Below are 21,594 nucleotides of genomic sequence, written 5' to 3'. Positions count from 1 at the left end.
TTTCAGTTGGCAAAGATAGTATTACGAATAGTTTTGACATAATTTCAAATTTTAATTTTATGACTTATTTCGTAATTTTTTAAATGAAAAAAGGAGCTTCCAGGTTGCTCCTTTTAACGCTAATTAAACTTAAACTAATAATTAAGCTTTTCTTTTAAACTCCATTTTATTTACGAGTTCCCAGTTCTGTGAACCTTCTTTTGGAATAAGAACTTGCCATTCTATGTGATCTTGGTCTTTTTTTGAGATTATATGTTTAGCTTGTTTTTGTTCGCCATTTTGGGTATAGTCTTCTATAAACTCATATTCCCCGTTGCCCTTTTCTTTTATGTGAATATCAGATACTTGAATTCCGTTTGGGTTCACAGCACTAATGTAGGCCATCTCGTAAGTGTCATCTAGCGCATCATAAGCCACGATTCTTTCGCAACAGGCAGTATTACCTTCTTTGGTATGTGTGACTCTTAAAACTGACTCGCCCGGTAAATAAGATATACTCTGCGTACTTTTTGGGATATCTACAGGTTGCCCATCTCTGTAGCCCGTTTGTGTTATTTCCCAGTCGCCCGTAAGAAAGTCTAATTTTCGATGCTTGTTTTCCAGACGTGCTAATTTTGAAAGTGAGGCCTGCTTCATTTCATTTCTTTCAGCTTCATCCTGTATATTTTCAGCTAACTCTGCTGCTTTTTTGAAATGTTTTTTGGCTTTTTCCTTTTCTCCTTTTTCCAACAATAAATCGCCATAAGAATCGTAAGGATTGGCCTGTTCAGGATATTCTTCTATTTGCGCCTTAAAAACTATTTCTGCCGTTTCAAGGTCTTTATTTTCCATCATTAACTTGTAGCCCAATAGATTTAAAGGTTCCTGCAAACCTTCATAGGCCACTGTTTTATGCTTTTCATACATTTTCATGGCTTCCTCAAGTCCATTACTTTTAATTTCCTGATACAATTTTTCGTCCAGGCTTGTTTTGTTTTCTTCCTGGGCAAATACTAATCCGCCACATAAAATAATGACCAGACTTATCAACTTTCTAAAAATTATTTCTTTTTTCATAATGACGTGTGTTTTGGTTTACACTTAAATTTACGCAATAATGGCTTTAAATAATTTTTGATCAATACAGTAAGTAGCTGTTAATTAGAGATCTAATTTTAATTTTATAGTTGGGAAGCCTTAGTTTTAGTAAGATGAAGGCCTATGGGAGGTTATGGGGAACTATTTTTAAATTTGGCAGGAATTAAGGGAAATTCAGTAGTATTTTTTCTGAAGTAAAGTTGATTTTTAGCTAATATAATTCCAGATATTTTTATGTTTTGCCAATTGTGCGTAGGTAAAACGAATCACTTTGTTCTTTTCCAGTGAAAGACTGGGATCTTCTTTTAGGATTTGCATTGCGTGATGCCGTGCTAGTTTTAGAACATCATTATCTTTTACAATATCCGCAATTTTTAGATTTAAAACCCCGCTTTGTTGGGTGCCCATAATATCACCGGGACCTCGTAATTTCAAATCAACTTCGGCTATTTCAAAACCATCATTAGTGGCGGTCATGGTTTCCAACCTGGTTTTGCTATCCTTAGATAATTTATGGCCGGTCATTAAAATACAAAAGCTTTGTTCGGCACCACGGCCTACACGTCCCCTAAGTTGGTGCAGTTGCGATAGGCCAAATCGTTCGGCACTTTCAATTATCATAACGCTGGCATTTGGCACATTTACACCCACTTCAATAACGGTGGTGGCCACCATAATTTGGGTTTCCCCGCGTACAAATCTATCCATTTCATAATCTTTGGCATCAGATTTCATTTGGCCATGTACTATAGAAATTTGCTCATTCGGGAATTCACGGGCTATACTTTCGTAACCATCCATAAGGTCTTTATAATCCATTTTTTCAGATTCCTGAATCAATGGGTAAACTATATAGATTTGCCGGCCTTTTTGTATTTCATCTTTAATAAATGCAAATACCTTAAGCCGGTTACTGTCGTAACGGTGTACTGTTTTAATAGGCTTTCTGCCGGGGGGTAGCTCATCAATTACCGAGATATCTAAATCGCCATAAAGGCTCATGGCCAGGGTTCTGGGAATAGGGGTGGCCGTCATGACCAAAATATGCGGCGGCACTTGGTTTTTTCGCCATAATTTTGCACGTTGTGCAACTCCAAATCGGTGTTGCTCGTCTATAACCGCGAGGCCTAAATTTTTAAATTTCACCTTATCTTCCAGTAAGGCGTGCGTACCAATTAGGATATCTATTTCGCCATTTTCTAATTTCTCGTGAATTTCGCGCCTGTCTTTCGTTTTAGTTGAACCGGTAAGTAAGTAAATACTGGTATCCAGGTTTTTACAGAGTTCTACAAGTCCGTTGTAATGCTGAATGGCCAGGATTTCGGTAGGAGCCATTAAGCAGGCCTGGAAATCATTATCTAAAGCAATAAACATAGACATAAGAGCTACAATGGTTTTCCCTGAACCTACATCACCCTGCAGCAATCGGTTCATTTGCGCCCCGCTTCCTAAATCGGCCCTAATTTCTTTTATTACCCTTTTTTGGGCACCGGTTAGCTCAAATGGCAAGTGGTTGTTATAGAATTCACTAAAATTTTGCCCAATCGCTTCAAAAACATAACCTTTTATTTTCTGTTTTTGCAACATATTTTTAATGAGCAATTGCAGCTGGATATAAAATAGTTCCTCAAATTTTAGACGGAATTGGGCTTTCGCCAATAATTCCTGGTTTTGTGGAAAATGCACATTAAATACTGCCTGTGCTTTTGGGAGCAATTTTAATTCTGAAGAAAGTTCTTCTGAAAGCGTATCATAGAATTTACCTTTGGTTTCAATAAAAAGCTGCTGCATTATTTTATGAACCACCCGGTTGCTAATTCCAGCTTTTGCAAGTTTTTCGGTAGAGGGATAAATAGGCTGCATTGCAGTGCGAAGCTGCTTTTTGTATTCCTCTACCAGTTCCATTTCGGGATGGGGCATGCTAAAAAGCCCGTTAAACCAATTGGTTTTCCCAAAAATAACATAAGGTGTATTTATCTTTAAATTCTCCCGAATCCATTTTTGTCCCCGAAACCAAACCAATTCCATTTTACCGGTTTCATCCACAAAGTCGGCTACCAGGCGTTTGCCACGTTTTTGTTCTACCGATTTTATATGCGTAATTTTTCCTACTACCTGTACTTCGGCCGAGTTGCGTTGTAATTCATTTATTTTATAAAAACGGGTTTTGTCCAGATAACGATTTGGGAAGAAATTTATTAAATCCTGATAGGTATGAATGCCAAGTTCTTTCCGCAGTAAATCGGCCCGGTTTGGGCCAACTCCTTTTAAGTAATCTATAGGCGTTTGCAGTATATTAGCATTCATGAAAACGAAGATATTAAAATCAGTTTTTTTAGGTTGAATTTCTTTTAAAAATAAATCTGAATTTTTCTAAAGCCTTCCTTTTCTATAGTTTTTGTAATTTGCAAGGGTAGATTTTTATTATGAAATACTTCCTTTTTAGTTGGCTATTTTGTTTTTCGTGGTGTACATATAGCCAGTCGCCAATAGCAGATTCGCTAGACCAAATAAACAGTATAAATTTTCAAAAAGCAGAAGCTGAAATCCTTGTTATTCCGAAGGAAAAAAGAATTACAGGCGTAGTAAAGTATAATTTTGAAATTTTAAAACCGCTAGATTCCTTTTACATAGATGCCAGGAGTATGATTGTAGATGAGGTATTGCTTAATGACGAGCCCGCAACATCAAGAAATAACGGAAAACGTATTTGGATAAAAAATAATTTAGCAGTTTCTGAAAAAAACACTTTGTCTTTAAAATTCTCGGCGCAGCCAAAGGAGGCCGTTTATTTTATAAATTGGGACATTCCGGAAGCAATAAATGCACCCAAACAAATCTGGACGCAGGGGCAGGGGAGATATACCTCTAATTGGCTGCCTTCCTTTGATGATCAGCGAGAGAAAATAGAGTTTGACATTTCGTACCGGTTTCCTGAAAGCCTGGAAGTAATGGCCAATGGAAAGCTTGTAGCTATTTCTAAAAACGATTCTTTAAAAAAGTGGGCCTTTGATATGCAGCGGCCTATGAGTAGTTATTTACTGGCTTTTGCAGCAGGCGATTATATAAAAGAAGAAACAAAATCTGCTTCGGGCGTTCCTTTGCAATTTTATATGCCGGTTAGCCAAAAGGAAAGGCTAGAGCCCACTTACCGTTATACCAAACAAATTTTTGATTTCCTGGAAAGTGAAATTGGTGTGGCTTACCCCTGGCAGAATTATAAACAGGCACCGGTATTGGATTTTCTTTATTCGGGAATGGAAAATACTACTGCAACGATTTTTGATAATGCTTTTATTACCGATTCTATAGCTTTTAAAGATAAAAATTATGTAGGCGTAAATGCGCACGAATTGGCCCACCAGTGGTTTGGAAATTTAGTGACGGCCCAAACAGCCAACGATCATTGGTTGCATGAAGGCTTTGCTACTTTTTATGCTTTGCTGGCAGAGCGGGAAATTTTTGGAGACGATTATTATTACTGGAAACTCTACCTATCTGCCGAACAATTAAAAGAGTTGAGCGATAAGGGTAAGGGTGAAGCAATCACCAAAGCTAAAGCAAGCTCACTTACTTACTACCAAAAAGGAGCCTGGGCTTTGCATATTTTGCGCGAAAAGGTGGGCAGGGAAGCTTTTAATACGGCCGTAAAGAATTTCCTTGTTAAATATAAATTTAAAAGCGCCACTACCAGTAATTTTATTGCTGAAGTGGAGGCAGCGGCCAATATTGATTTATCTGATTTTATATCAAATTGGTTAAATCAGACTGCTTTTCAGGGTTTTGTGGCCTTAAATTCTTTAAAAAACTCTGAATTTATAAAGAAGCATTTAGAAATCCTAGCATTGCAGGAAACACCCCTGGACAAAAAGGAGGCCGAACTGAGCAAGTCCTTAGATTTTCCGGTAAGCGATTATACCGGGCAGGAAGTGGTTTTTCAACTAGAGGGGCAAACTTCAGCAACAGCTATCAAGCTTTATAAAAAAGCATTTGCCACCAATAATGTGTATGTTAGGCAGGCTATTGCCAGTAGCATGGAGAGAATTCCGAAAGAACTAAAAAGTGATTTTGAATCTTTGTTAGACGACGAATCATACCTAACCAAAGAGATGTCCCTATTAAAGTTATGGATGAATTTTCCCAAAGAAATTGCTGCTTACTTAGATAAAACCAGGGATGTAAACGGCTTTAGTAATAAAAATGTACGTATGCTCTGGTTAACTTTAAATCTTATAAGTCCGGGTTATGAACCCGGGAAACAGCAGGAAAATTATCGTGAACTTTCAGGGTATACTGCAGTACATTATCCCCTGGAGGTGAGGGAAAATGCTTTTGGATATTTATATCAAATAAATAGTTTTACCACCCAGAACTTATTAGATTTATTGCAAGGAACCCAGCATCATGCATATAGATTTAGGGACTATAGCAGGCAATTGCTTACGGCTTTATTAAAGAAAGAAGAATATCGCCAAAAATTCTTAGCTTTAGATGAACGTCTTTCTCAAAAAGAGAGGGATTATTTGCAAACTAAATTTTAATCAATGCGGGCATTGGTGATATCTGGTGGAGGGAGTAAAGGCGCTTTTGCCGGCGGTGTTGGCCAATATTTGATAGAAGAATTAAAACGGGATTACGATCTTTACCTGGGAACTTCTACCGGGAGCTTATTAATTTCTCATTTGGCTTTAAATAAGTGCGAAAAGATTAAAAGAATTTATACTTCGGTAAACCAGGATAGTATTTTTAGTAACCGTCCTTTTCTTATAAAAAAACGTTACGGTTACGACCAAATTAGTATTAACCACTTTAGCGTAATTCGTAACTTTATTAAAGGCAAAAAAACATTTGGAGAAAGTAAAAACCTAAGAAAGCTTATAGCTGAAACCCTGACCAAAGACGAGTTTTTGAAATTAAAATTTAGTAAAAAAGATATTGTGGTTACGGTTTCTAATATTTCGCTTAATACGGTAGAATATAAATCTATTAAAGATTTTGAATACGAAGAATTTTGTGAATGGATTTGGATTTCCTGTAACTATACGCCTTTTATGAGCCTGGTACAAAAAGATGGTTGTGAATATGCCGATGGGGGCCTGGGAACCATGGTGCCTATCGAAGAAGCTATTAAGAGAGGAGCAACACATATAGATGCAGTTATATTACAAACCGAAGCCACTTTTTATAATAGAATGCCTTCCAAAAATGTGTTTGGTCTCATCACTAATTTATTTAGGTTTATGTTAGATAGAATAGAAAAGCAAAACATTCAAATTGGGAAATTTGCAGCAGCAAATAAAAATGCGACCATAAATTTTTACTTTACCCCTACGGTATTAACTACCAATTCCCTTATTTTTGATGAGAAACAAATGAAAACCTGGTGGAAAACCGGCTATACTTATGCCAGGGAAAAAAGCGAGGAAATAAACCAAATTGAACCTTAATGCGTGCACTGGTCATATCGGGTGGGGGAAGTAAAGGCGCTTTTGCTGGCGGCGTTGCTCAATATTTAATTCAGGAAGAAGGCAAGAAATACGATTTATTTTTGGGCACTTCTACCGGAAGCTTATTAATTCCGCATCTTGCCATGGGGAACATTGATAAGGTTTACGATATCTACACCAATGTAAACCAGCGTAAAATTTTTAGCATAAATCCTTTTGTGGTGAAGCGAAAGGAAGGGAGGGAGTATGTAACAATTAATTATTTTAATATGTTCTGGCAATTTATCAGGAAGAAAAGAACCTTTGGGGAAAGCCAGAATCTTAGAAAACATATTAAGCGTAATTTTTCTGAAGAAAACTTTAGCCAGCTTAAAAGCCAGGTGGGAGATGTAGTAGTAACGGTCTCTAATTTGTCTAAAAATCGCGTAGAGTATAAGTCTATCCACGATTTTACTTACGAGGATTTTTGCGATTGGATTTGGATAAGTTGTAATTATATCCCTTTTATGAGTTTGGCGAAAAAAGACGGATTTGAATATGCCGATGGTGGATTGGGATGCGTAGTGCCCATTCGTGAAGCCATTAAACGCGGGGCAACAGAAGTTGATGCTATAATCCTGGAAGCAGAAAATATGGAGTATAATAAAGTGCTTGGGAAAAATCCGTTTTCTTTAATGATAAATCTTTTTGGTTTTCTCCTGGATCAGGTAGAATATCACGATATCGTAGAAGGAAAACTTGCCGCTTTAAATAAAAAAGTAAAGCTAAACACCTATTATACCCCTACAAAACTAACGGAAAACTCCCTTGTTTTTAATAAAAAATTGATGGGTGAGTGGTGGCAACAAGGTTACGATCACGCCAAAGAAAAACATTTACAATTTTTGGCCACTAAAAGAAAAGGCTTTTTTGGTTTATTTTAAATAAAGCGTTTTACTTCATTTTTTAAATAAGCAAGTGCAGCTTCGGTTGGGGATTGCTTTTCTATCAGGTTTTTAAGGATTACTTTCCTTAATTTATCGGCATCGGTGACGCTTTCTTGTTGATTGGCTTTTCTAATAATGCCTATAGTCGCGTTTTTAGCTGTTTTTATATAGTCCCAGGTTTCAGTAGAAAGATAGATTTGTTGTGCTAGGTTATGCTCAAACTCCTGCTCAATAGTATGAATTAATAAGCGCTCGTAGGCTTCTTTATCATTAGAGTTTGGCTTTATTCTAAATAGTATTTTGCCGGGCGAAATCCTTTCTAAAAAGAGTGTCATTCTTTCGTAGGCTTGTAATTTTAGGGGTAGTGCCGTTTTTTGGGTTTCCCGGTGTAATAAGAAATTCCTTCTGTTTTGTTCATTTTTATTGTAAGAGCTAAAAAAATAAAAGGCTACTATTCCAACAATTAGGGCTGGAAGAATGGCTAATAGGATTTGCGAAAGTTCTATTTGATTCATTGGTTTTTATTATGGGGCGAAGTTTCTTTGGTTTCGGCCTCTTTAGTAATTACTTCTTTTCTTTTATAAATAGCGCCCAAACTGGGATCTTTCTTGTGAACATGAACACCCTCGAAAGGTACTTTTTCTTTATGATACGAAAAAGTACCTGCAAGGCTTTTTGCCAGGTTTTGGTCGCTAAGGTTTATTTCAACGTCATCCATGGTAAATTGGCAGGGATGTTCATAACCGCAGGCATGGGTCATTTCCAGCAGTTCCTTTCTGAATTTTGTGAAATAAAAATTAACACGCCGGGCTTTGTCTTTTATATTGATACCCGCCTGCAACCATTTGTTTTGTGTAGCAACACCGGTGGGGCAGGTATTGGTATGGCAGGATTGTGCCTGTATGCAGCCAATGCTCATCATAGCTTCTCGGGCTACGTTAATACAATCTGCACCCAGGGCAAATGCCATGGCGGCATTGGCAGGAAAGCCTAATTTTCCGCTCCCAATAAATACAATTCTATTAGCTATACCCTCATTTAGGAAAATTTGATATACATCGGTAAAAGCATAAATCCAGGGTAGGGACACGTGATCTGCAAAACTGGGTGGTGCAGCTCCGGTTCCGCCTTCACCACCATCAATGGTAATAAAGTCTGGACCTTTTTTTGTTTTAGACATAATAGAAGCTAACTCTTTCCATTGGTCCAGTTTTCCAACAGCCGATTTAATCCCTACGGGAAGGCCTGTTGCCTCTGCTATTTCTTCAATAAAGTCTACCAGCTCCTGGGTATTGCTAAAAGCAGAATGACTTGGTGGAGACAATACGTCCTTACCAATAGGAATATTTCTTATTGCTGCTATTTCTTTAGTAATTTTTGAAGCGGGTAAAACGCCACCCTTTCCAGGTTTGGCTCCCTGGGATAATTTAATTTCTATGGCACGAATCTCTTTGTTTTCATTTACCAGTTGCACTAGTTTTTCCATAGAGAAATTACCTTCATTATCTCTAACGCCAAAGTAACCTGTTCCAAAATGAAAAACCACATCAGCTCCTTTTTGATGATAAGGTGAGAGCCCTCCTTCGCCTGTGTTATGATAGGCACCTGCTTCTTTACAGCCTTCATTTAAAGCTGCAATGGCCCTGGCCGAAAGTGATCCAAAACTCATGGCCGAAACATTAATAATTGAGGCCGGCCTAAACGGTCTTTTTCTATTATTAAATTCGCCCATAACTTTTGCACAGGCAATAAAGCCCGGATCCAGGTTATTGGGATGATCTTCTTTAAGCTTTAAAGGAAGCATGGCATTGTTGATGAATATGTAGTGGGTAGAAAAAATATCCTGGTCGGTGCCAAAGCCTTCATAGTTGTTTTCATTTTTTGCCGAAGCATAGATCCAACCGCGTTCGCTACGATTAAAAGGGAGTTCTTCGCGATTACTTGCTACGATATATTGCCGTAATTCGGGTCCAATCCCTTCAAGAATATACCTAAAGTGACCAATAATTGGGAAGTTGTGTTTAATAGTATGTTTGCGGTTAAAGAATATATCTTTAATCGCTATGAAGGCAAAAAAAATTAAAACCCATCCCCACCAGGGAATTGAACTTAAAATATCTTCCATATAATTTATTTAAATAATCCGATACCGATTTAGAGCTACTTCTTCAACTTGGTTTTCCTAATATTTATTTAGGAAGAAAGCAGGCACTTCAGTTTAAATTGAATTGGCCCAAGCTAAAGTTTTTTCATTAGTAAAACAATAAAAACCCTTTAGATACTCGATTGTTTGTTCTTCTATTTCTTTTTCATAAGCTTTGGTTTGTATTCAAGGGGGATTGTAGGAATTTAAAGATATTAAAAACTAAGATAATCACTCTTCTAAATCTTGTTGTTTAAAACAAAGTAGAAATCGGGTTTATAATTTGTCTCATTTTGGTTAATTTCACGCATTTAAAAAATTAAAGAGATTGGAATCTTATATAGCCGAATTAAATGATGCACAACGCGCACCTGTATTGCAAAAGGATGGTGCCATGATTGTGATTGCAGGAGCAGGGTCTGGAAAAACTAGGGTACTTACATACCGTATTGCTTACCTAATGAGCCAGGGTGTAGATGCATTTAATATTTTGTCTTTAACCTTTACCAATAAAGCAGCTCGGGAAATGAAAACCCGTATTGCTAAAATTGTTGGAAACAGTGAAGCAAAAAATCTTTGGATGGGAACTTTTCACTCCATTTTTGCTAAAATCTTGCGTTTTGAAGCCGATAAATTAGGTTATCCTTCAAACTTTACGATTTACGATACCCAGGATTCACAAAGTGTAATTAGGTCTATTATAAAAGATATGCGCCTAGATAAAGACGTATATAAATATAAGCAGGTTTATAGCAGAATTTCTTCCTATAAAAACAGCTTAATTACCGTAAAGGCTTATTTTCAAAACCCCGAACTAAAGGAGGCTGATGCGATGGCTAAAAAGCCACGTTTGGGTGAAATCTACCAGGAATATGTAGAGCGTTGTTTTAAAGCCGGTGCTATGGATTTTGATGATTTATTGCTGAAAACAAACGAACTTTTAAATAGGTTTCCCGAAGTGCTTCAGAAATACCAAAACAGGTTTAGATACATTTTGGTAGATGAGTACCAGGATACCAACCACTCACAATACCTTATTGTAAAGGCCCTTTCCGATAAGTTTCAGAATATATGTGTGGTGGGAGACGATGCTCAAAGTATTTATGCCTTCCGCGGAGCAAACATTAACAATATCCTGAATTTTCAGAAAGATTACGAGAATGTGCAAATGTATAGGCTGGAACAAAATTACCGGTCTACCAAAAATATTGTGAATGCCGCCAACTCTATTATTGAAAAGAATAAAACCAAGCTGGAAAAAGTAGTTTGGACGGCGAATGATGAAGGACCCAAAATTGTAGTGAACAGGTTGCTTACCGATGGGGAAGAAGGCCGTTTTGTTGCCGGTTCTATCTTTGAAAATAAAATGCAAAATCAATTGAATAATGGCGATTTTGCTATTCTTTATCGAACCAATGCCCAAAGTAGGGCTATAGAAGATGCGCTTCGGAAAAAGGAAATTCCGTATAGAATTTATGGTGGGCTTTCATTCTACCAGCGAAAGGAGATTAAGGATGTGTTGGCCTATTTACGTTTACTTATAAATCCTAAAGATGAAGAAGCGCTAAAACGGGTAATAAATTATCCTGCCCGCGGAATTGGACAAACCACCATGGATAAATTAAGTATTGCTGGGAATCAATATGGAAAATCGATATTTGAAATTATTGAAAATATAGATCATCTTGATCTAAAGATTACTAAGAGTACTCGTACCAAGCTTGATAATTTCGTGAATATGATTAAGAGTTTCACGATTCTTGCTGAAAATGCCGATGCTTTTACCGTGGCCGATACCGTGACCAAAAAAACCGGTTTGGTTCAGGAACTAAAGAAAGATGGTACCCCAGAGGGGATTGCCAGGATTGAAAATATTGAAGAATTATTAAACGGGATTAAAGATTTTGTAGAGGGACAAAAAGAATTGGCAGATGCCAATGGGTCTTTAGCAGAATTTCTGGAAGATGTGGCGCTTGCTACCGATATGGATAAGGATACCGGTGATGACGATCGGGTTGCCTTAATGACCATTCACCTGGCAAAAGGCCTGGAGTTCCCGTATGTTTATATTGTTGGGCTGGAAGAAGATCTTTTTCCGTCAGGAATGAGTATGAACACCCGAAGTGAACTGGAAGAAGAGAGAAGATTGTTCTATGTGGCACTTACCCGCGCCGAAAAACAGGCTTATTTAACCTATACGCAATCACGCTATCGTTGGGGAAAATTAATAGATGCAGAGCCCAGCAGGTTTATAGAAGAGGTAGATGAGCAGTATGTAGATTATATGATTCCGCAAGATGATTATAAATACAAACCGCTTATTGATACCGATATTTTTGGCGATGAGGTTGATAAAAGTAAATTACGACAAACTAAACCTAAAAAGGGAACCCCGCCACCGGCCCATAAGCCCAGCGAATCTCAATTAAGAAAACTTAGAAAATTGAAGCCCGCCAGTCCCGAGCCTGAAAAAGCCAGAAATGAAATTAAACTGGAAGTTGGTAATGTTGTGGAACATATGCGATTTGGAAAAGGAAAAGTACTGGCTATAAGTGGTGTTGGACAGGATAAAAAAGCGGAGATTGATTTTGAAAATGGGGGGATTAAGAATTTGCTTTTAAGGTTTGCGAAATTAAAATTTATATCTTAAGCTTCGTTAAACTTCTGTTATATAAAGCCGCTTCAAGCGGCTTTCTTTTTATCTTCAAAAGAAAACTATGACTAGAGAAGGTAGTAAAGTTCAATGGAAATGGGGAAATGGTAAAGCGAGCGGAAAAGTGATTAAAACCTATACAGAAGAAATTACCAAAACCATAGATGGAAGTGAAATTACACGTAGAGGTGAGCCTGGGAATAAAGCCCTTTTTATTGAACAGAAAGATGGTAGTAAAGTGCTGAAGCTTGAAACTGAAGTTTCTCAAGAAGATTAATTAAAACCAATTTTAGAAATATCTGCTCGAAAATTTGTAAATTTTCGAGAATTAAAATTTATAACTATGGCTGAATTACTTAGAATTTATAATGAAAATCCAAGTCAGAAACATATTAATAAAGTTGTGGAGACTTTAAGAAACGGCGGACTAATAATTTACCCTACAGATACCGTATATGGTTTGGGGTGTGATATTACCAACACCTCGGCATTGGAGAAAATTGCACAAATTAAGGGGGTAAAGTTGGAAAAAGCTAATTTCTCGTTTGTATGTGAAGATCTTAGCAATCTTTCAGATTATGTGAAGCAAATAGACTCTGCCACTTTTAAAGTGCTTAAAAGGAACCTTCCCGGTCCTTTTACCTTTATTCTGCCTGGAAACAGTAACCTGCCAAATGTTTTTAAAAAGAAGAAAACCGTGGGAATTAGAGTTCCCGATAATGCTATTTGTAAAAGTATTGTTTCTACTTTAGGAAATCCTATTGTCTCTACCTCAATCTACGACGAAGATGAGGTACTTGAGTATACCACAGATCCCGAATTGATTAAAGAAAAATGGGACCATTTAGTAGATCTTGTTATAGACGGTGGTTATGGAGATAATATTCCTTCTACAGTGGTAGATTTAACTTCTTCCCAACCGGAAGTGATAAGAGAGGGAAAAGGTAGTATCGAAAACTTATAGTTTAAATATATTTTTTAGTAAGAATAAAAAAGGCCCTCTAAATTTTTAGAGGGCCTTTTCATATTTATTAGAAATTAGGTCTTATTTAGCAGACTTCATTCCTTCTTCGATCATTCCGTAGAATTGGTCTAACTTAGGAAGAACTACAATTCTTGTTCTTCTATTTTTAGCACGACCTTCAGCAGTTTCATTTGTAGCAACAGGAACATAGTAACTTCTACCAGCGGCAGTCATTCTTGCTGGCTCTACACCAAATTCGTCCTGAAGAACTCTAACTACAGAGGTAGCTCTTTTTACACTAAGATCCCAGTTGTCTTCAAACATAGCTGTTTTGATAGACTGATCGTCTGTATGGCCTTCTACCATAAACTCGATGTCTGGCTTGTTTTTAACTACAGTAGCAACTTTACCAAGTACTTCTTTGGCACGACTGGTAACATTGTATCTACCACTATCAAATAAAAGCTTATCTGAAATAGAAACATAAACTACACCTTTTTCAACATTAATTTCAATGTCTTCATCGGCCATATTACCTAAAGCACCTTTTAAGCTGGTTACTAAAGCTAATGTTACAGAATCTTTTTTGCTAATGGCATCACGCATAGATTGGATAGCCAAATCCTTTTCTTTAATGCTTTCTAAAGAACGTTCAAGGTTTTCTGCTTCTTTCTTAGAAAGAGTTGCCAGATCGCCAACGTTGTTAAGCAGTGCCGCATTGGTGTTATTAAGTCTTGAAATTTGTTGGTTAAGGTCTTGTTTGTCCTCTAAACATGCATTTAACTTAATAGTAGCAGTGTTTAACTCGTCTTGAGTTTGTTTTTGTTTTTCTTCAAGCTCTGCATATTTCTTGTTAGATACGCAAGAGGAGAACAAAAGAACGGCAGTAGCCGATAAAAGCATAATTCGTTTCATAATCTTGTAATTGTAATTAATGTTAGATGTTTCAAAAGTATCAAAAAAAGTAAAGCAGAAAAAGAAGCTTTAGCATAAGTTTGATTCCTTTTATTTTAATTTTAAAAATTCTTTTCTACGTAAGCAAAAATAAGACCAAATAATGGATTTTGTAAGGAAATAATGCTTGTTTTTTATTAGGTTCTTTCGTTTTGATCGAATTTTATTAAAGTTTGAATAGAATCCTGCATGGGCCTTAAGGATAGCGTAAAAATGAGAGAACTTACCTTCTGCAATAAATTTGATTCCTGCTACTCCATCAAGAACCATTCTAATAAACAATATACCATACACATTTGGTGTCGGTATGTTTTTTAAAAGCATATACAGGCTATTTCTAAAATTGAAAAAGGTTTTTTTGGGATTCATGCTGTCTAAGGTTGCACCACCCACATGGTAAACGGCAGAATTGCCACAAGATTTTATTTGATAGCCTAAATTTTGAATACGCCAGCATAAATCAATTTCTTCCTGATGCGCAAAAAAATCCTCATCTAGTGCACCGACTTCCCAATAAACATTTTTACGTATTACCAGGCAGGCACCACTGGCCCAAAAAATAGATGCATCGTCATTGTATTGCCCATGGTCTTCTTCCAAACTGTCAAAGATCCTGCCCCTGCAAAAGGGATAGCCGTATTTATCTATATATCCTCCCGCAGCCCCGGCATATTCAAAATAGTTTTTTCTTTTAAAATCCAGGATTTTAGGTTGAACAGCCGCGGTTTTAGGCTGATTTTTAAAAATTTCTATAATAGGTTTTAGCCAGTTTTCGGTAACTTCTACATCGCTGTTTAGCAATACAAAAATATCTTCATTTAATTTAGAAAGTGCCTCGTTATAGCCTTTGGCAAATCCGCCATTTTCTTTGTTCTGAATAATTTTTACCCCAGGAAATTTTTCCTTTAAAAGTTCTATAGAGTCATCTGTAGAAGCATTATCGGCCACGTATATATTGGCTTCTTCTGAAAAGCGAATTACCGAAGGCAGGAATTGTTCTAGCAAAGCGCGTCCATTCCAATTTAAAACCACTACCGCTATTGTCATTGTTTTTTATCTTTTTTCAGCTGTAAAATAATCTGGGATTTCGGGCAGAAATTGATACTTTTCTTCTTCGTAGTCCAGTTTGCAAAAATAATGTTGCAGGCCGTTGGTAAGCATTAAATAGTCTGCTTTTAAACTTAAATTGTACCGGGCAATTTGGTCAAAAACTTCCTGGGTAATTTTTATATGTGGAGCTTTGCACTCTACCACTACTTTTATTTTTCCGTTAGGATAAAAAACTACGGCATCATAACGTTTGCTTAGCTTCCCCAGTTTAAGCTGCTTTTCAACATTAATATGGTTTTTAGGATATTTCTTTTCTGAAATAAGGAATCTTACCACGTGTTGTCTCACCCATTCTTCAGGGGTTAGAATCACAAATTTTTTCCTGAGTTCATCAAAAACGGCTACTTTATTTTCACTATTTTTGAACCGAAACGAGTATTTGGGAAAATTAAGCGCTAACATAGGCCAAAAGTAAAAAAGAAAACCACAGCGCGGCAAGCTTCAGTATAATTTAAAATTAAAAAATCCTTCACCTACATGGAAGAAGCAAAAGAGATTGTAAATAATATTCAAAAAGGAACTGTATCTCCGCTTTATTTTTTAATGGGCGAAGAACCCTACTATATAGATAAGATCTCAGATTTTATAGCACAAAATTTACTGGCGGAGGAAGAAAAGGGTTTTAATCAAATTATTATGTATGGTCGAGATACCAACATAGATGAAATTGTAAGTAATGCCAAGCGCTATCCCATGATGGCCGAAAGACAGGTAATTATTGTAAAGGAAGCGCAAGACCTATCGAGAAGTATAGAAAAACTGGTAGGTTACGCTGAAAACCCGCAGGCTACCACTACGTTGGTTTTTTGTTATAAATACAAAAGCCTTGATAAGCGTAAAAAGCTTTCTAAGGTTTTAAAGAAAAATGCAGTTTTATTTGAGAGTAAACGTCTTTACGAAAACCAGGTGGCCGATTGGATTATGAAGACTTTAAAGTCAAGAAATTATACTATTTCGCCCAAAGCCGCACAAATGCTGGTAGAGTTTTTAGGAATTGATCTTGGGAAAATTGATAATGAACTTAATAAACTTCAACTTATTACCCCTGAAGGTACCCAAATAACTCCAGAGCTTATAGAGCAGAATATAGGAATAAGCAAAGACTTTAATAATTTTGAATTGCGAAAAGCTATTGGAATGCGAGATTCTTTAAAGGCACATCGCATTGTGAATTATTTTGCACAGAATCCTAAAGACAATCCAATGGTGGTAACCATTTCCTTGTTATTTTCCTATTTTTCTCAAATTATGCAGTATCATGGGCTACCCGATAAATCTAAAGCGAATGTGGCCAGGCAGCTTAAAGTACACCCTTATTTTGTAGGCGATTATATAGCTGCGGCAAAAAATTATCCTATGAAAAAAGTAAGCCAGGTAATTGGACTTTTGCACGAAAGCGATGTGAAGGGAAAAGGTGTGGGAGCGGTGAATATTTCTCACGGAGATTTGCTCAAGGAATTAATGGTAAAGATCTTAAACTAATATGAGTAAAATAAATACGTGGATTAGTGCTGCCAGGTTAAGAACATTGCCACTTTCTATATCAGGGATTATTGTGGGAACCACTATAGCAGTTAGTGAAGGTGTTTTTAACCTTGTCGTTTTTAGTCTTGCACTGGCAACAACACTGGGTTTGCAGGTGCTTTCCAATTTTGCAAACGATTATGGAGACGGTGTTAAAGGAACAGATAATGAGGATAGGGTGGGGCCACAACGTGCTTTACAAAGTGGCTTAATTACTCAAAAAGAAATGTTGCAGGGAATTATTATCACCACTATTGTTACCCTGCTTTTTGCTATACTACTTATCTATGCCGCTTTTGGAAAGGAAAATTTAGGCTATGCTTTGTTTTTTTTCTTTTTGGGAATAGCTGCAATAGCTGCCGCTATTAAGTACACCGTTGGTAAATCGGCATACGGATATCGTGGATTGGGCGATGTTTTTGTTTTTCTTTTCTTTGGAGTTGTGGCCGTGTATGGTTCTTATTTTTTATATGCACACCATTGGAGCTGGTTGGTATTGTTACCTGCTTTTAGCATAGGGCTTTTAAGCGTGGGGGTTTTAAACCTTAATAATATGCGCGATCGCGTATCAGATGAAAAGGCGGGGAAAATTACACTAGTTGTAAAATTAGGAGCTAAAAAAGCCAAGACTTATCACTATTCGCTTATCCTGGCTGCTATCTTTTGCCTAATTTTATTTACCGTGCTTAGTTTAGAAAGTATAAACGATTTTCTTTATATCCCGGCTCTCGTTCCATTAATCCTTCATCTTAAAAGAGTGGTGGAGAATGAAAATGCAATACTCCTGGATCCCGAATTAAAAGTTTTGGCACTTTCTACTTTTGCCACTTCCATACTTTTTGGACTTGGACAGGTTTGGTAGCAAGTTTAACAAAATTATATATTTGGTGATTTGAAGTAATTTTTATTGAATGCTTAAATTAGAAAAAACCATAAAAACTAAGTTATGAAAATCACTTTTTACGGACAGAGTTGTTTGGGAATTAAAATTGGGGATATCCATGTATTGGTAGACCCATTTATTACCGGTAATGAGTTGGCAAAGGATAAAATTAATATTAAGAATATAAAGGCCGATTATATCTTGTTAACGCACGCTCATCAGGACCATACCTTAGATGCAGAGGAAATTGCGAAAAATACCGGAGCTGTAATTGTAAGTAATTTTGAAATTGCCAATCATTACGAAGAAAAAGGCATAGAAGTTCACCCTATGAACCACGGAGGTAATTGGGAGTTTGAATTTGGAAAAGTGAAGTATGTAAATGCCGTACATACCAGTTCTTTTCCAGATGGAAAATATGGTGGCCAGCCCGGAGGTTTTGTGATAGAAGGGGAGCATAAAAATATCTATATTGCCGGAGATACGGCGCTAACCATGGATATGCAATTAATACCCCAACATACCACCCTGGACTTAGCAATTCTTCCTATTGGAGATAATTTCACCATGGGAGTAGAAGACGCTATTATTGCCAGTGATTTTGTAGAATGTGATAAAGTTTTAGGCTGCCATTACGATACTTTTGGCTACATTGAAATTAACCACGAAGAAGCTAAAAGAAAATTTTTTGATGAAGGTAAAGACTTAATGCTGCTGGAAATTGGAGAAAGTTTGGAGCTTTAGTTACAACTTAGCTAAACAATAAAAATATATGCAGGCAGAATACAAGAAGTATGTCTTAAAATTTAAACGCCCCAGCGGAACTTCGCGGGGCGTTCTTACTACTAAAGAAACCTGGTTCCTAAAAATTACCGATGCCGGTAAAACCGGGTATGGAGAATGTGGAATTCTTAGAAGCCTTAGCGTAGACGACAGGCCAGATTATGAAGAGAAACTACAATGGGTTTGTAACAATATTAATTTAGGCGAAACTATGCTTTGGGAAGAATTAAAAGAATTTCCCAGCATTCAAATTGGGGTAGAAATGGCTTTTAGGTCTTTACATTCAGCCAATCCTTTTGAGATATACCCTTCTGAATTTACCCGTGGGAAATCGGCAATACCAATTAACGGATTGATATGGATGGGCGAAAAGCCCTTTATGAAGTCGCAAATTCAGGAAAAAATTGAAGCCGGTTTTGATTGTATTAAAATGAAGATTGGTGCCATAGATTTTGAGGCCGAATTGGAACTTTTAAAATATATAAGAACCGAATTTTCTCCTGAAGAAATAGAGTTACGCGTAGATGCTAATGGAGCTTTTAAACCTACCGAAGCTTTGGAGAAGCTAAAACGCTTAAGTGAATTCCAGTTACACAGTATAGAGCAGCCCATTAAACAGGGGCAAGTGGAAGAAATGGCTCAATTATGCGAAGAGACTCCGCTTCCTATAGCTTTAGACGAAGAATTAATTGGTGTTTTTGATGTAACGAAGAAGAAAGAATTGTTACATACAATAAAACCGCAGTATATTATTTTAAAACCTAGCTTAATTGGAGGTTTTAAAGGTGCTCAAGAGTGGATTGATCTTGCCGGAAAGCAAGATACTGGCTGGTGGATTACCAGTGCCCTGGAAAGCAATCTGGGGTTAAATGCAATTTCTCAATTTACCTTTACCAAAAATAATAAAATGCCGCAGGGCCTGGGAACGGGGAGTTTGTATACTAATAATATAGCATGTCCGTTAGAGGTCACTAAAGGAAATATTCAATATAACCCAACAAAAAATTGGGATTTTAATTTTTAAACCATGTATATAGCTGAAGCTTTTAAATATCGCCACGAATTTTGGCGATACATCATTGGAACAATATTGGTTGTTGGTGGAGTTCTTATAGGCCAAATACCTTTAGGTGTAGCTATTTTTCTGGAGCGGGGAATGGAAATAGCATCGATGACTGAGGGAGAACTTATGCGGGTTTTAGATTCTAACTTTACATTATTTCTAATCCTATTAACTTTTGCTGCAGGATTGGGAGTCCTGATTTTGGTAGTAAAGTTATTGCATAACCAAACCTTAAAGTCGCTTACCACCAGCCGTAAAAAAGTTGACTGGGGACGCGTTTGGTTTGGTTTCGGGCTTGTAGCTGCTTTTACAATTAGTGTTACTTTGATAGAGTATATGCTAAGCCCTGAAGACTTTTTGGTGAATTTTAAACCGGTTCCTTTTGCTATTCTTGTGGCAGTTGCTTTAGTAATGATTCCGTTACAAACCAGCTTTGAAGAATATTTATTCCGGGGATATTTTATGCAGGGCCTGGGGGTATTGGTCAAAAATCGTTGGGTACCTTTACTGGTAACTTCAGTTTGCTTTGGAGGCTTACATTTTTTTAATCCTGAAGTAACCCAAATGGGAAACTTAATCATGGTTTATTACATAGGTACAGGGTTTTTACTGGGAATTATGACATTAATGGATGAAGGTATGGAATTGGCTTTAGGCTTTCATGCCGGAAACAACCTTACCGCAGCCTTGTTAATTACGGCCGATTGGACTGCATTCCAAACCGAATCTATTTTTAAGGATATTTCCGATCCAACTGCCGGTCTTGACGTGTTGGTGCCGGTATTTATAATATACCCTCTTTTCCTTTATATCATGGCCAAAAAATACGGTTGGAGCGATTGGAAAAATAAACTTTTTGGTCGCGTAGAAAAGCCTGAAGTAATAAAACCTGTTGAAGAAGTTTAAATTTATCATTACAATTTATTAACTTTCAGTATAGAGGAATGTAACATATTTGGTTTTAAATATGGCAGATAATTATAAATTACCGGAAACGCATCCAGATTTTAGGCTGAATAAGCGACATTTTACCAATGCCGAATTACATTCTATTGCTTATAGTTTTATAAAGGAAGGAGAAGCTTTTGAAGAAAAAGTAGGAAGTTTCCTGTTAGATTGGATCAAGCCTTCTAAGTATGTAGAAGTAAAAACATCGGGTTCTACCGGAACTCCAAAAGTGATAAGAATTAAAAAGGAGTTTATGATTAATTCGGCCATAGCTACTTCCCGGTTCTTCGACCTACCCGAAAAGACAACTGCTTTATTGTGTTTACCCGCTAGCTATATTGCCGGAAAGATGATGCTGGTGAGGGCAATGGTATTAGGTTGGCATTTAGATATGGTACCGCCTTCCTCCAACCCCTTAGATCAGGTTTTTAAGCGATATGACTTTTGTGCCATGACCCCGTTTCAATTAGATAATTCGGTGGGGCGTTTACATCTTATAAAAAAATTAATTGTGGGAGGTGGGGCAGTTTCCCCAAGATTGCAAAAAATGGTAAAAGATGTAGATACTAAAGTTTACGAAACTTATGGAATGACAGAGACGGTTACCCATATTGCCGCCAAAAGATTAAATCCGTCAAAAAACAAGAAAAAGTCACGCGTATTTAAGGTTTTGCCTAATATTAATATTTCAAAAGACGATAGGGGTTGCCTGGTAATTAAAGCTCCTAAACTTTCAGATGATATTATCGTTACAAATGATGTAGTTGATATTCTTACCTATAAAAAGTTTAGATGGCAAGGCAGGTTAGACAATGTAATTAACTCGGGAGGAATAAAACTGCACCCTGAGCAAATAGAGAAAAAGCTTTCAAAAATTATAGATCAGCGCTTATTTGTAATTGGGATGCCCGATGATTCTTTGGGAGAAAAATTGGTGTTATTTGTTGAAAACGAATTTTCTGAAGCTCTTTTGGCTCAATTACAGCAAGAGATTAAAGCTTTAAAAAGCCTGGAGAAATACGAACGACCAAAAAAGATTTATCTTATCGAAAAATTTGAAGAAACTCACACCGGGAAAATACATAGAGAAAATACGTTTAAAAGTAAGATGAATTAAGT

General features: G+C 36.9%; 19 protein-coding genes. 12 read left to right on the top strand and 7 right to left on the bottom strand.

The genetic code is table 11. The features are described 5' to 3' along the window. Positions 1–141: 141 nt before the first annotated feature. Together I6U50_RS00295 and recG are read right to left on the bottom strand one after the other, a co-directional pair. Positions 142–1,056: a hypothetical protein gene (locus I6U50_RS00295; RefSeq protein WP_198637446.1), complete on the bottom strand. Its 915-nt coding sequence runs from the start codon at positions 1,054–1,056 to the stop codon at positions 142–144. A 228-nt stretch (positions 1,057–1,284) separates the two neighbouring features. Further along, positions 1,285–3,384 (bottom strand): ATP-dependent DNA helicase RecG, encoded by a 2,100-nt coding sequence (gene recG / locus I6U50_RS00290; RefSeq protein ID WP_198637445.1) that lies wholly within the window; start codon positions 3,382–3,384, stop codon positions 1,285–1,287. Between the two features lie 119 nt (positions 3,385–3,503). Here recG and I6U50_RS00285 point away from each other — a divergent pair, with 119 nt between their 5' ends. From I6U50_RS00285 to I6U50_RS00275, 3 genes are read left to right on the top strand one after another with little or no spacing between them, the layout of a single operon-like run. Further along, positions 3,504–5,618 (top strand): M1 family metallopeptidase, encoded by a 2,115-nt coding sequence (locus tag I6U50_RS00285; RefSeq protein ID WP_198637444.1) that lies wholly within the window; start codon positions 3,504–3,506, stop codon positions 5,616–5,618. A 3-nt stretch (positions 5,619–5,621) separates the two neighbouring features. Continuing rightward, on the top strand, positions 5,622–6,524 hold the full coding sequence (locus I6U50_RS00280; RefSeq protein ID WP_193710552.1) for a patatin-like phospholipase family protein: 903 nt from the start codon (positions 5,622–5,624) through the stop codon (positions 6,522–6,524). Continuing rightward, complete coding sequence (locus I6U50_RS00275; protein WP_193710553.1) at positions 6,524–7,447, top strand: patatin-like phospholipase family protein; 924 nt, start codon at positions 6,524–6,526, stop codon at positions 7,445–7,447. Before I6U50_RS00280 ends, I6U50_RS00275 begins: the two co-directional genes overlap by 1 nt. Here the strand turns inward: I6U50_RS00275 and I6U50_RS00270 are convergent. Together I6U50_RS00270 and I6U50_RS00265 are read right to left on the bottom strand one after the other, a co-directional pair. Beyond that, a complete protein-coding gene (locus tag I6U50_RS00270) occupies positions 7,444–7,965 on the bottom strand; it encodes a DUF7935 family protein (protein WP_198637443.1) in 522 nt (173 codons plus the stop codon). The genes I6U50_RS00275 and I6U50_RS00270 overlap by 4 nt on opposite strands. After that, the gene (locus I6U50_RS00265) at positions 7,962–9,575 is read right to left on the bottom strand and encodes an FMN-binding glutamate synthase family protein (protein WP_198637442.1); all 1,614 of its coding nucleotides are present in this window, start codon (positions 9,573–9,575) and stop codon (positions 7,962–7,964) included. The genes I6U50_RS00270 and I6U50_RS00265 overlap by 4 nt, the downstream gene beginning before the upstream one ends. A 346-nt stretch (positions 9,576–9,921) precedes the next feature. Between I6U50_RS00265 and I6U50_RS00260 the strand changes: the two genes are divergently transcribed. The 3 genes from I6U50_RS00260 to I6U50_RS00250 all read left to right on the top strand — a co-directional run bounded on the left by I6U50_RS00260 (position 9,922) and on the right by I6U50_RS00250 (position 13,210). Continuing rightward, positions 9,922–12,243 (top strand): ATP-dependent helicase, encoded by a 2,322-nt coding sequence (locus I6U50_RS00260; RefSeq protein ID WP_198637441.1) that lies wholly within the window; start codon positions 9,922–9,924, stop codon positions 12,241–12,243. A gap of 67 nt (positions 12,244–12,310) precedes the next feature. Next, the gene (locus I6U50_RS00255; RefSeq protein ID WP_198637440.1) at positions 12,311–12,523 is read left to right on the top strand and encodes a hypervirulence associated TUDOR domain-containing protein; all 213 of its coding nucleotides are present in this window, start codon (positions 12,311–12,313) and stop codon (positions 12,521–12,523) included. Positions 12,524–12,589: 66 nt separating this feature from the next. Then, on the top strand, positions 12,590–13,210 hold the full coding sequence (locus I6U50_RS00250) for an L-threonylcarbamoyladenylate synthase (RefSeq protein ID WP_198637439.1): 621 nt from the start codon (positions 12,590–12,592) through the stop codon (positions 13,208–13,210). Positions 13,211–13,291: 81 nt separating this feature from the next. On the opposite strand, the gene I6U50_RS00245 is transcribed toward I6U50_RS00250, so the two are convergent. The 3 genes from I6U50_RS00245 to I6U50_RS00235 all read right to left on the bottom strand — a co-directional run bounded on the left by I6U50_RS00245 (position 13,292) and on the right by I6U50_RS00235 (position 15,676). Then, positions 13,292–14,125 carry an OmpA/MotB family protein gene (locus I6U50_RS00245; RefSeq protein WP_198637438.1) on the bottom strand — a complete coding sequence of 278 codons (834 nt, stop codon included), beginning with the start codon at positions 14,123–14,125 and terminating at the stop codon, positions 13,292–13,294. Between the two features lie 90 nt (positions 14,126–14,215). After that, complete coding sequence (locus I6U50_RS00240; RefSeq protein WP_198637437.1) at positions 14,216–15,211, bottom strand: glycosyltransferase family 2 protein; 996 nt, start codon at positions 15,209–15,211, stop codon at positions 14,216–14,218. A 6-nt stretch (positions 15,212–15,217) separates the two neighbouring features. Then, positions 15,218–15,676: a type I restriction enzyme HsdR N-terminal domain-containing protein gene (locus tag I6U50_RS00235; protein WP_198637436.1), complete on the bottom strand. Its 459-nt coding sequence runs from the start codon at positions 15,674–15,676 to the stop codon at positions 15,218–15,220. Positions 15,677–15,751: 75 nt separating this feature from the next. Between I6U50_RS00235 and holA the strand changes: the two genes are divergently transcribed. The 6 genes from holA to I6U50_RS00205 all read left to right on the top strand — a co-directional run bounded on the left by holA (position 15,752) and on the right by I6U50_RS00205 (position 21,592). Continuing rightward, a complete protein-coding gene (gene holA / locus I6U50_RS00230; protein ID WP_198637435.1) occupies positions 15,752–16,756 on the top strand; it encodes a DNA polymerase III subunit delta in 1,005 nt (334 codons plus the stop codon). A gap of 1 nt (position 16,757) precedes the next feature. After that, positions 16,758–17,660, top strand: coding sequence for a 1,4-dihydroxy-2-naphthoate polyprenyltransferase (locus I6U50_RS00225; protein WP_198637434.1), 903 nt, complete (start codon positions 16,758–16,760; stop codon positions 17,658–17,660). 84 nt (positions 17,661–17,744) lie between these two features. Beyond that, the gene (locus I6U50_RS00220) at positions 17,745–18,425 is read left to right on the top strand and encodes a metal-dependent hydrolase (RefSeq protein ID WP_193710565.1); all 681 of its coding nucleotides are present in this window, start codon (positions 17,745–17,747) and stop codon (positions 18,423–18,425) included. 28 nt (positions 18,426–18,453) lie between these two features. Beyond that, positions 18,454–19,488 carry an o-succinylbenzoate synthase gene (locus I6U50_RS00215; protein WP_198637433.1) on the top strand — a complete coding sequence of 345 codons (1,035 nt, stop codon included), beginning with the start codon at positions 18,454–18,456 and terminating at the stop codon, positions 19,486–19,488. Positions 19,489–19,491: 3 nt separating this feature from the next. After that, on the top strand, positions 19,492–20,433 hold the full coding sequence (locus I6U50_RS00210; RefSeq protein ID WP_198637432.1) for a CPBP family intramembrane glutamic endopeptidase: 942 nt from the start codon (positions 19,492–19,494) through the stop codon (positions 20,431–20,433). A gap of 61 nt (positions 20,434–20,494) precedes the next feature. Next, on the top strand, positions 20,495–21,592 hold the full coding sequence (locus I6U50_RS00205; RefSeq protein WP_193710568.1) for an AMP-binding protein: 1,098 nt from the start codon (positions 20,495–20,497) through the stop codon (positions 21,590–21,592). Positions 21,593–21,594 lie beyond the last annotated feature (2 nt).

The organism is Salegentibacter maritimus, assembly GCF_016236975.1.
In the GTDB taxonomy this organism is placed as follows: Bacteria; Bacteroidota; Bacteroidia; order Flavobacteriales; family Flavobacteriaceae; genus Salegentibacter; species Salegentibacter maritimus.
The sequence above is the reverse complement of the archived record's forward strand: the minus strand, read 5'-3'. Positions and strand labels throughout refer to the sequence as shown.

What these genes read in the sequence shown, in the direction of transcription:
- I6U50_RS00295 (WP_198637446.1), bottom strand. Translation starts at nt 1,056, where the DNA reads ATGAAAAAAGAAATAATTTTTAGAAAGTTGATAAGTCTGGTCATTATT.
- recG (WP_198637445.1), bottom strand. Translation starts at nt 3,384, where the DNA reads ATGAATGCTAATATACTGCAAACGCCTATAGATTACTTAAAAGGAGTT.
- I6U50_RS00285 (WP_198637444.1), top strand. Translation starts at nt 3,504, where the DNA reads ATGAAATACTTCCTTTTTAGTTGGCTATTTTGTTTTTCGTGGTGTACA.
- I6U50_RS00280 (WP_193710552.1), top strand. Translation starts at nt 5,622, where the DNA reads ATGCGGGCATTGGTGATATCTGGTGGAGGGAGTAAAGGCGCTTTTGCC.
- I6U50_RS00275 (WP_193710553.1), top strand. Translation starts at nt 6,524, where the DNA reads ATGCGTGCACTGGTCATATCGGGTGGGGGAAGTAAAGGCGCTTTTGCT.
- I6U50_RS00270 (WP_198637443.1), bottom strand. Translation starts at nt 7,965, where the DNA reads ATGAATCAAATAGAACTTTCGCAAATCCTATTAGCCATTCTTCCAGCC.
- I6U50_RS00265 (WP_198637442.1), bottom strand. Translation starts at nt 9,575, where the DNA reads ATGGAAGATATTTTAAGTTCAATTCCCTGGTGGGGATGGGTTTTAATT.
- I6U50_RS00255 (WP_198637440.1), top strand. Translation starts at nt 12,311, where the DNA reads ATGACTAGAGAAGGTAGTAAAGTTCAATGGAAATGGGGAAATGGTAAA.
- I6U50_RS00250 (WP_198637439.1), top strand. Translation starts at nt 12,590, where the DNA reads ATGGCTGAATTACTTAGAATTTATAATGAAAATCCAAGTCAGAAACAT.
- I6U50_RS00245 (WP_198637438.1), bottom strand. Translation starts at nt 14,125, where the DNA reads ATGAAACGAATTATGCTTTTATCGGCTACTGCCGTTCTTTTGTTCTCC.
- I6U50_RS00240 (WP_198637437.1), bottom strand. Translation starts at nt 15,211, where the DNA reads ATGACAATAGCGGTAGTGGTTTTAAATTGGAATGGACGCGCTTTGCTA.
- I6U50_RS00235 (WP_198637436.1), bottom strand. Translation starts at nt 15,676, where the DNA reads ATGTTAGCGCTTAATTTTCCCAAATACTCGTTTCGGTTCAAAAATAGT.
- holA (WP_198637435.1), top strand. Translation starts at nt 15,752, where the DNA reads ATGGAAGAAGCAAAAGAGATTGTAAATAATATTCAAAAAGGAACTGTA.
- I6U50_RS00225 (WP_198637434.1), top strand. Translation starts at nt 16,758, where the DNA reads ATGAGTAAAATAAATACGTGGATTAGTGCTGCCAGGTTAAGAACATTG.
- I6U50_RS00220 (WP_193710565.1), top strand. Translation starts at nt 17,745, where the DNA reads ATGAAAATCACTTTTTACGGACAGAGTTGTTTGGGAATTAAAATTGGG.
- I6U50_RS00215 (WP_198637433.1), top strand. Translation starts at nt 18,454, where the DNA reads ATGCAGGCAGAATACAAGAAGTATGTCTTAAAATTTAAACGCCCCAGC.
- I6U50_RS00210 (WP_198637432.1), top strand. Translation starts at nt 19,492, where the DNA reads ATGTATATAGCTGAAGCTTTTAAATATCGCCACGAATTTTGGCGATAC.
- I6U50_RS00205 (WP_193710568.1), top strand. Translation starts at nt 20,495, where the DNA reads ATGGCAGATAATTATAAATTACCGGAAACGCATCCAGATTTTAGGCTG.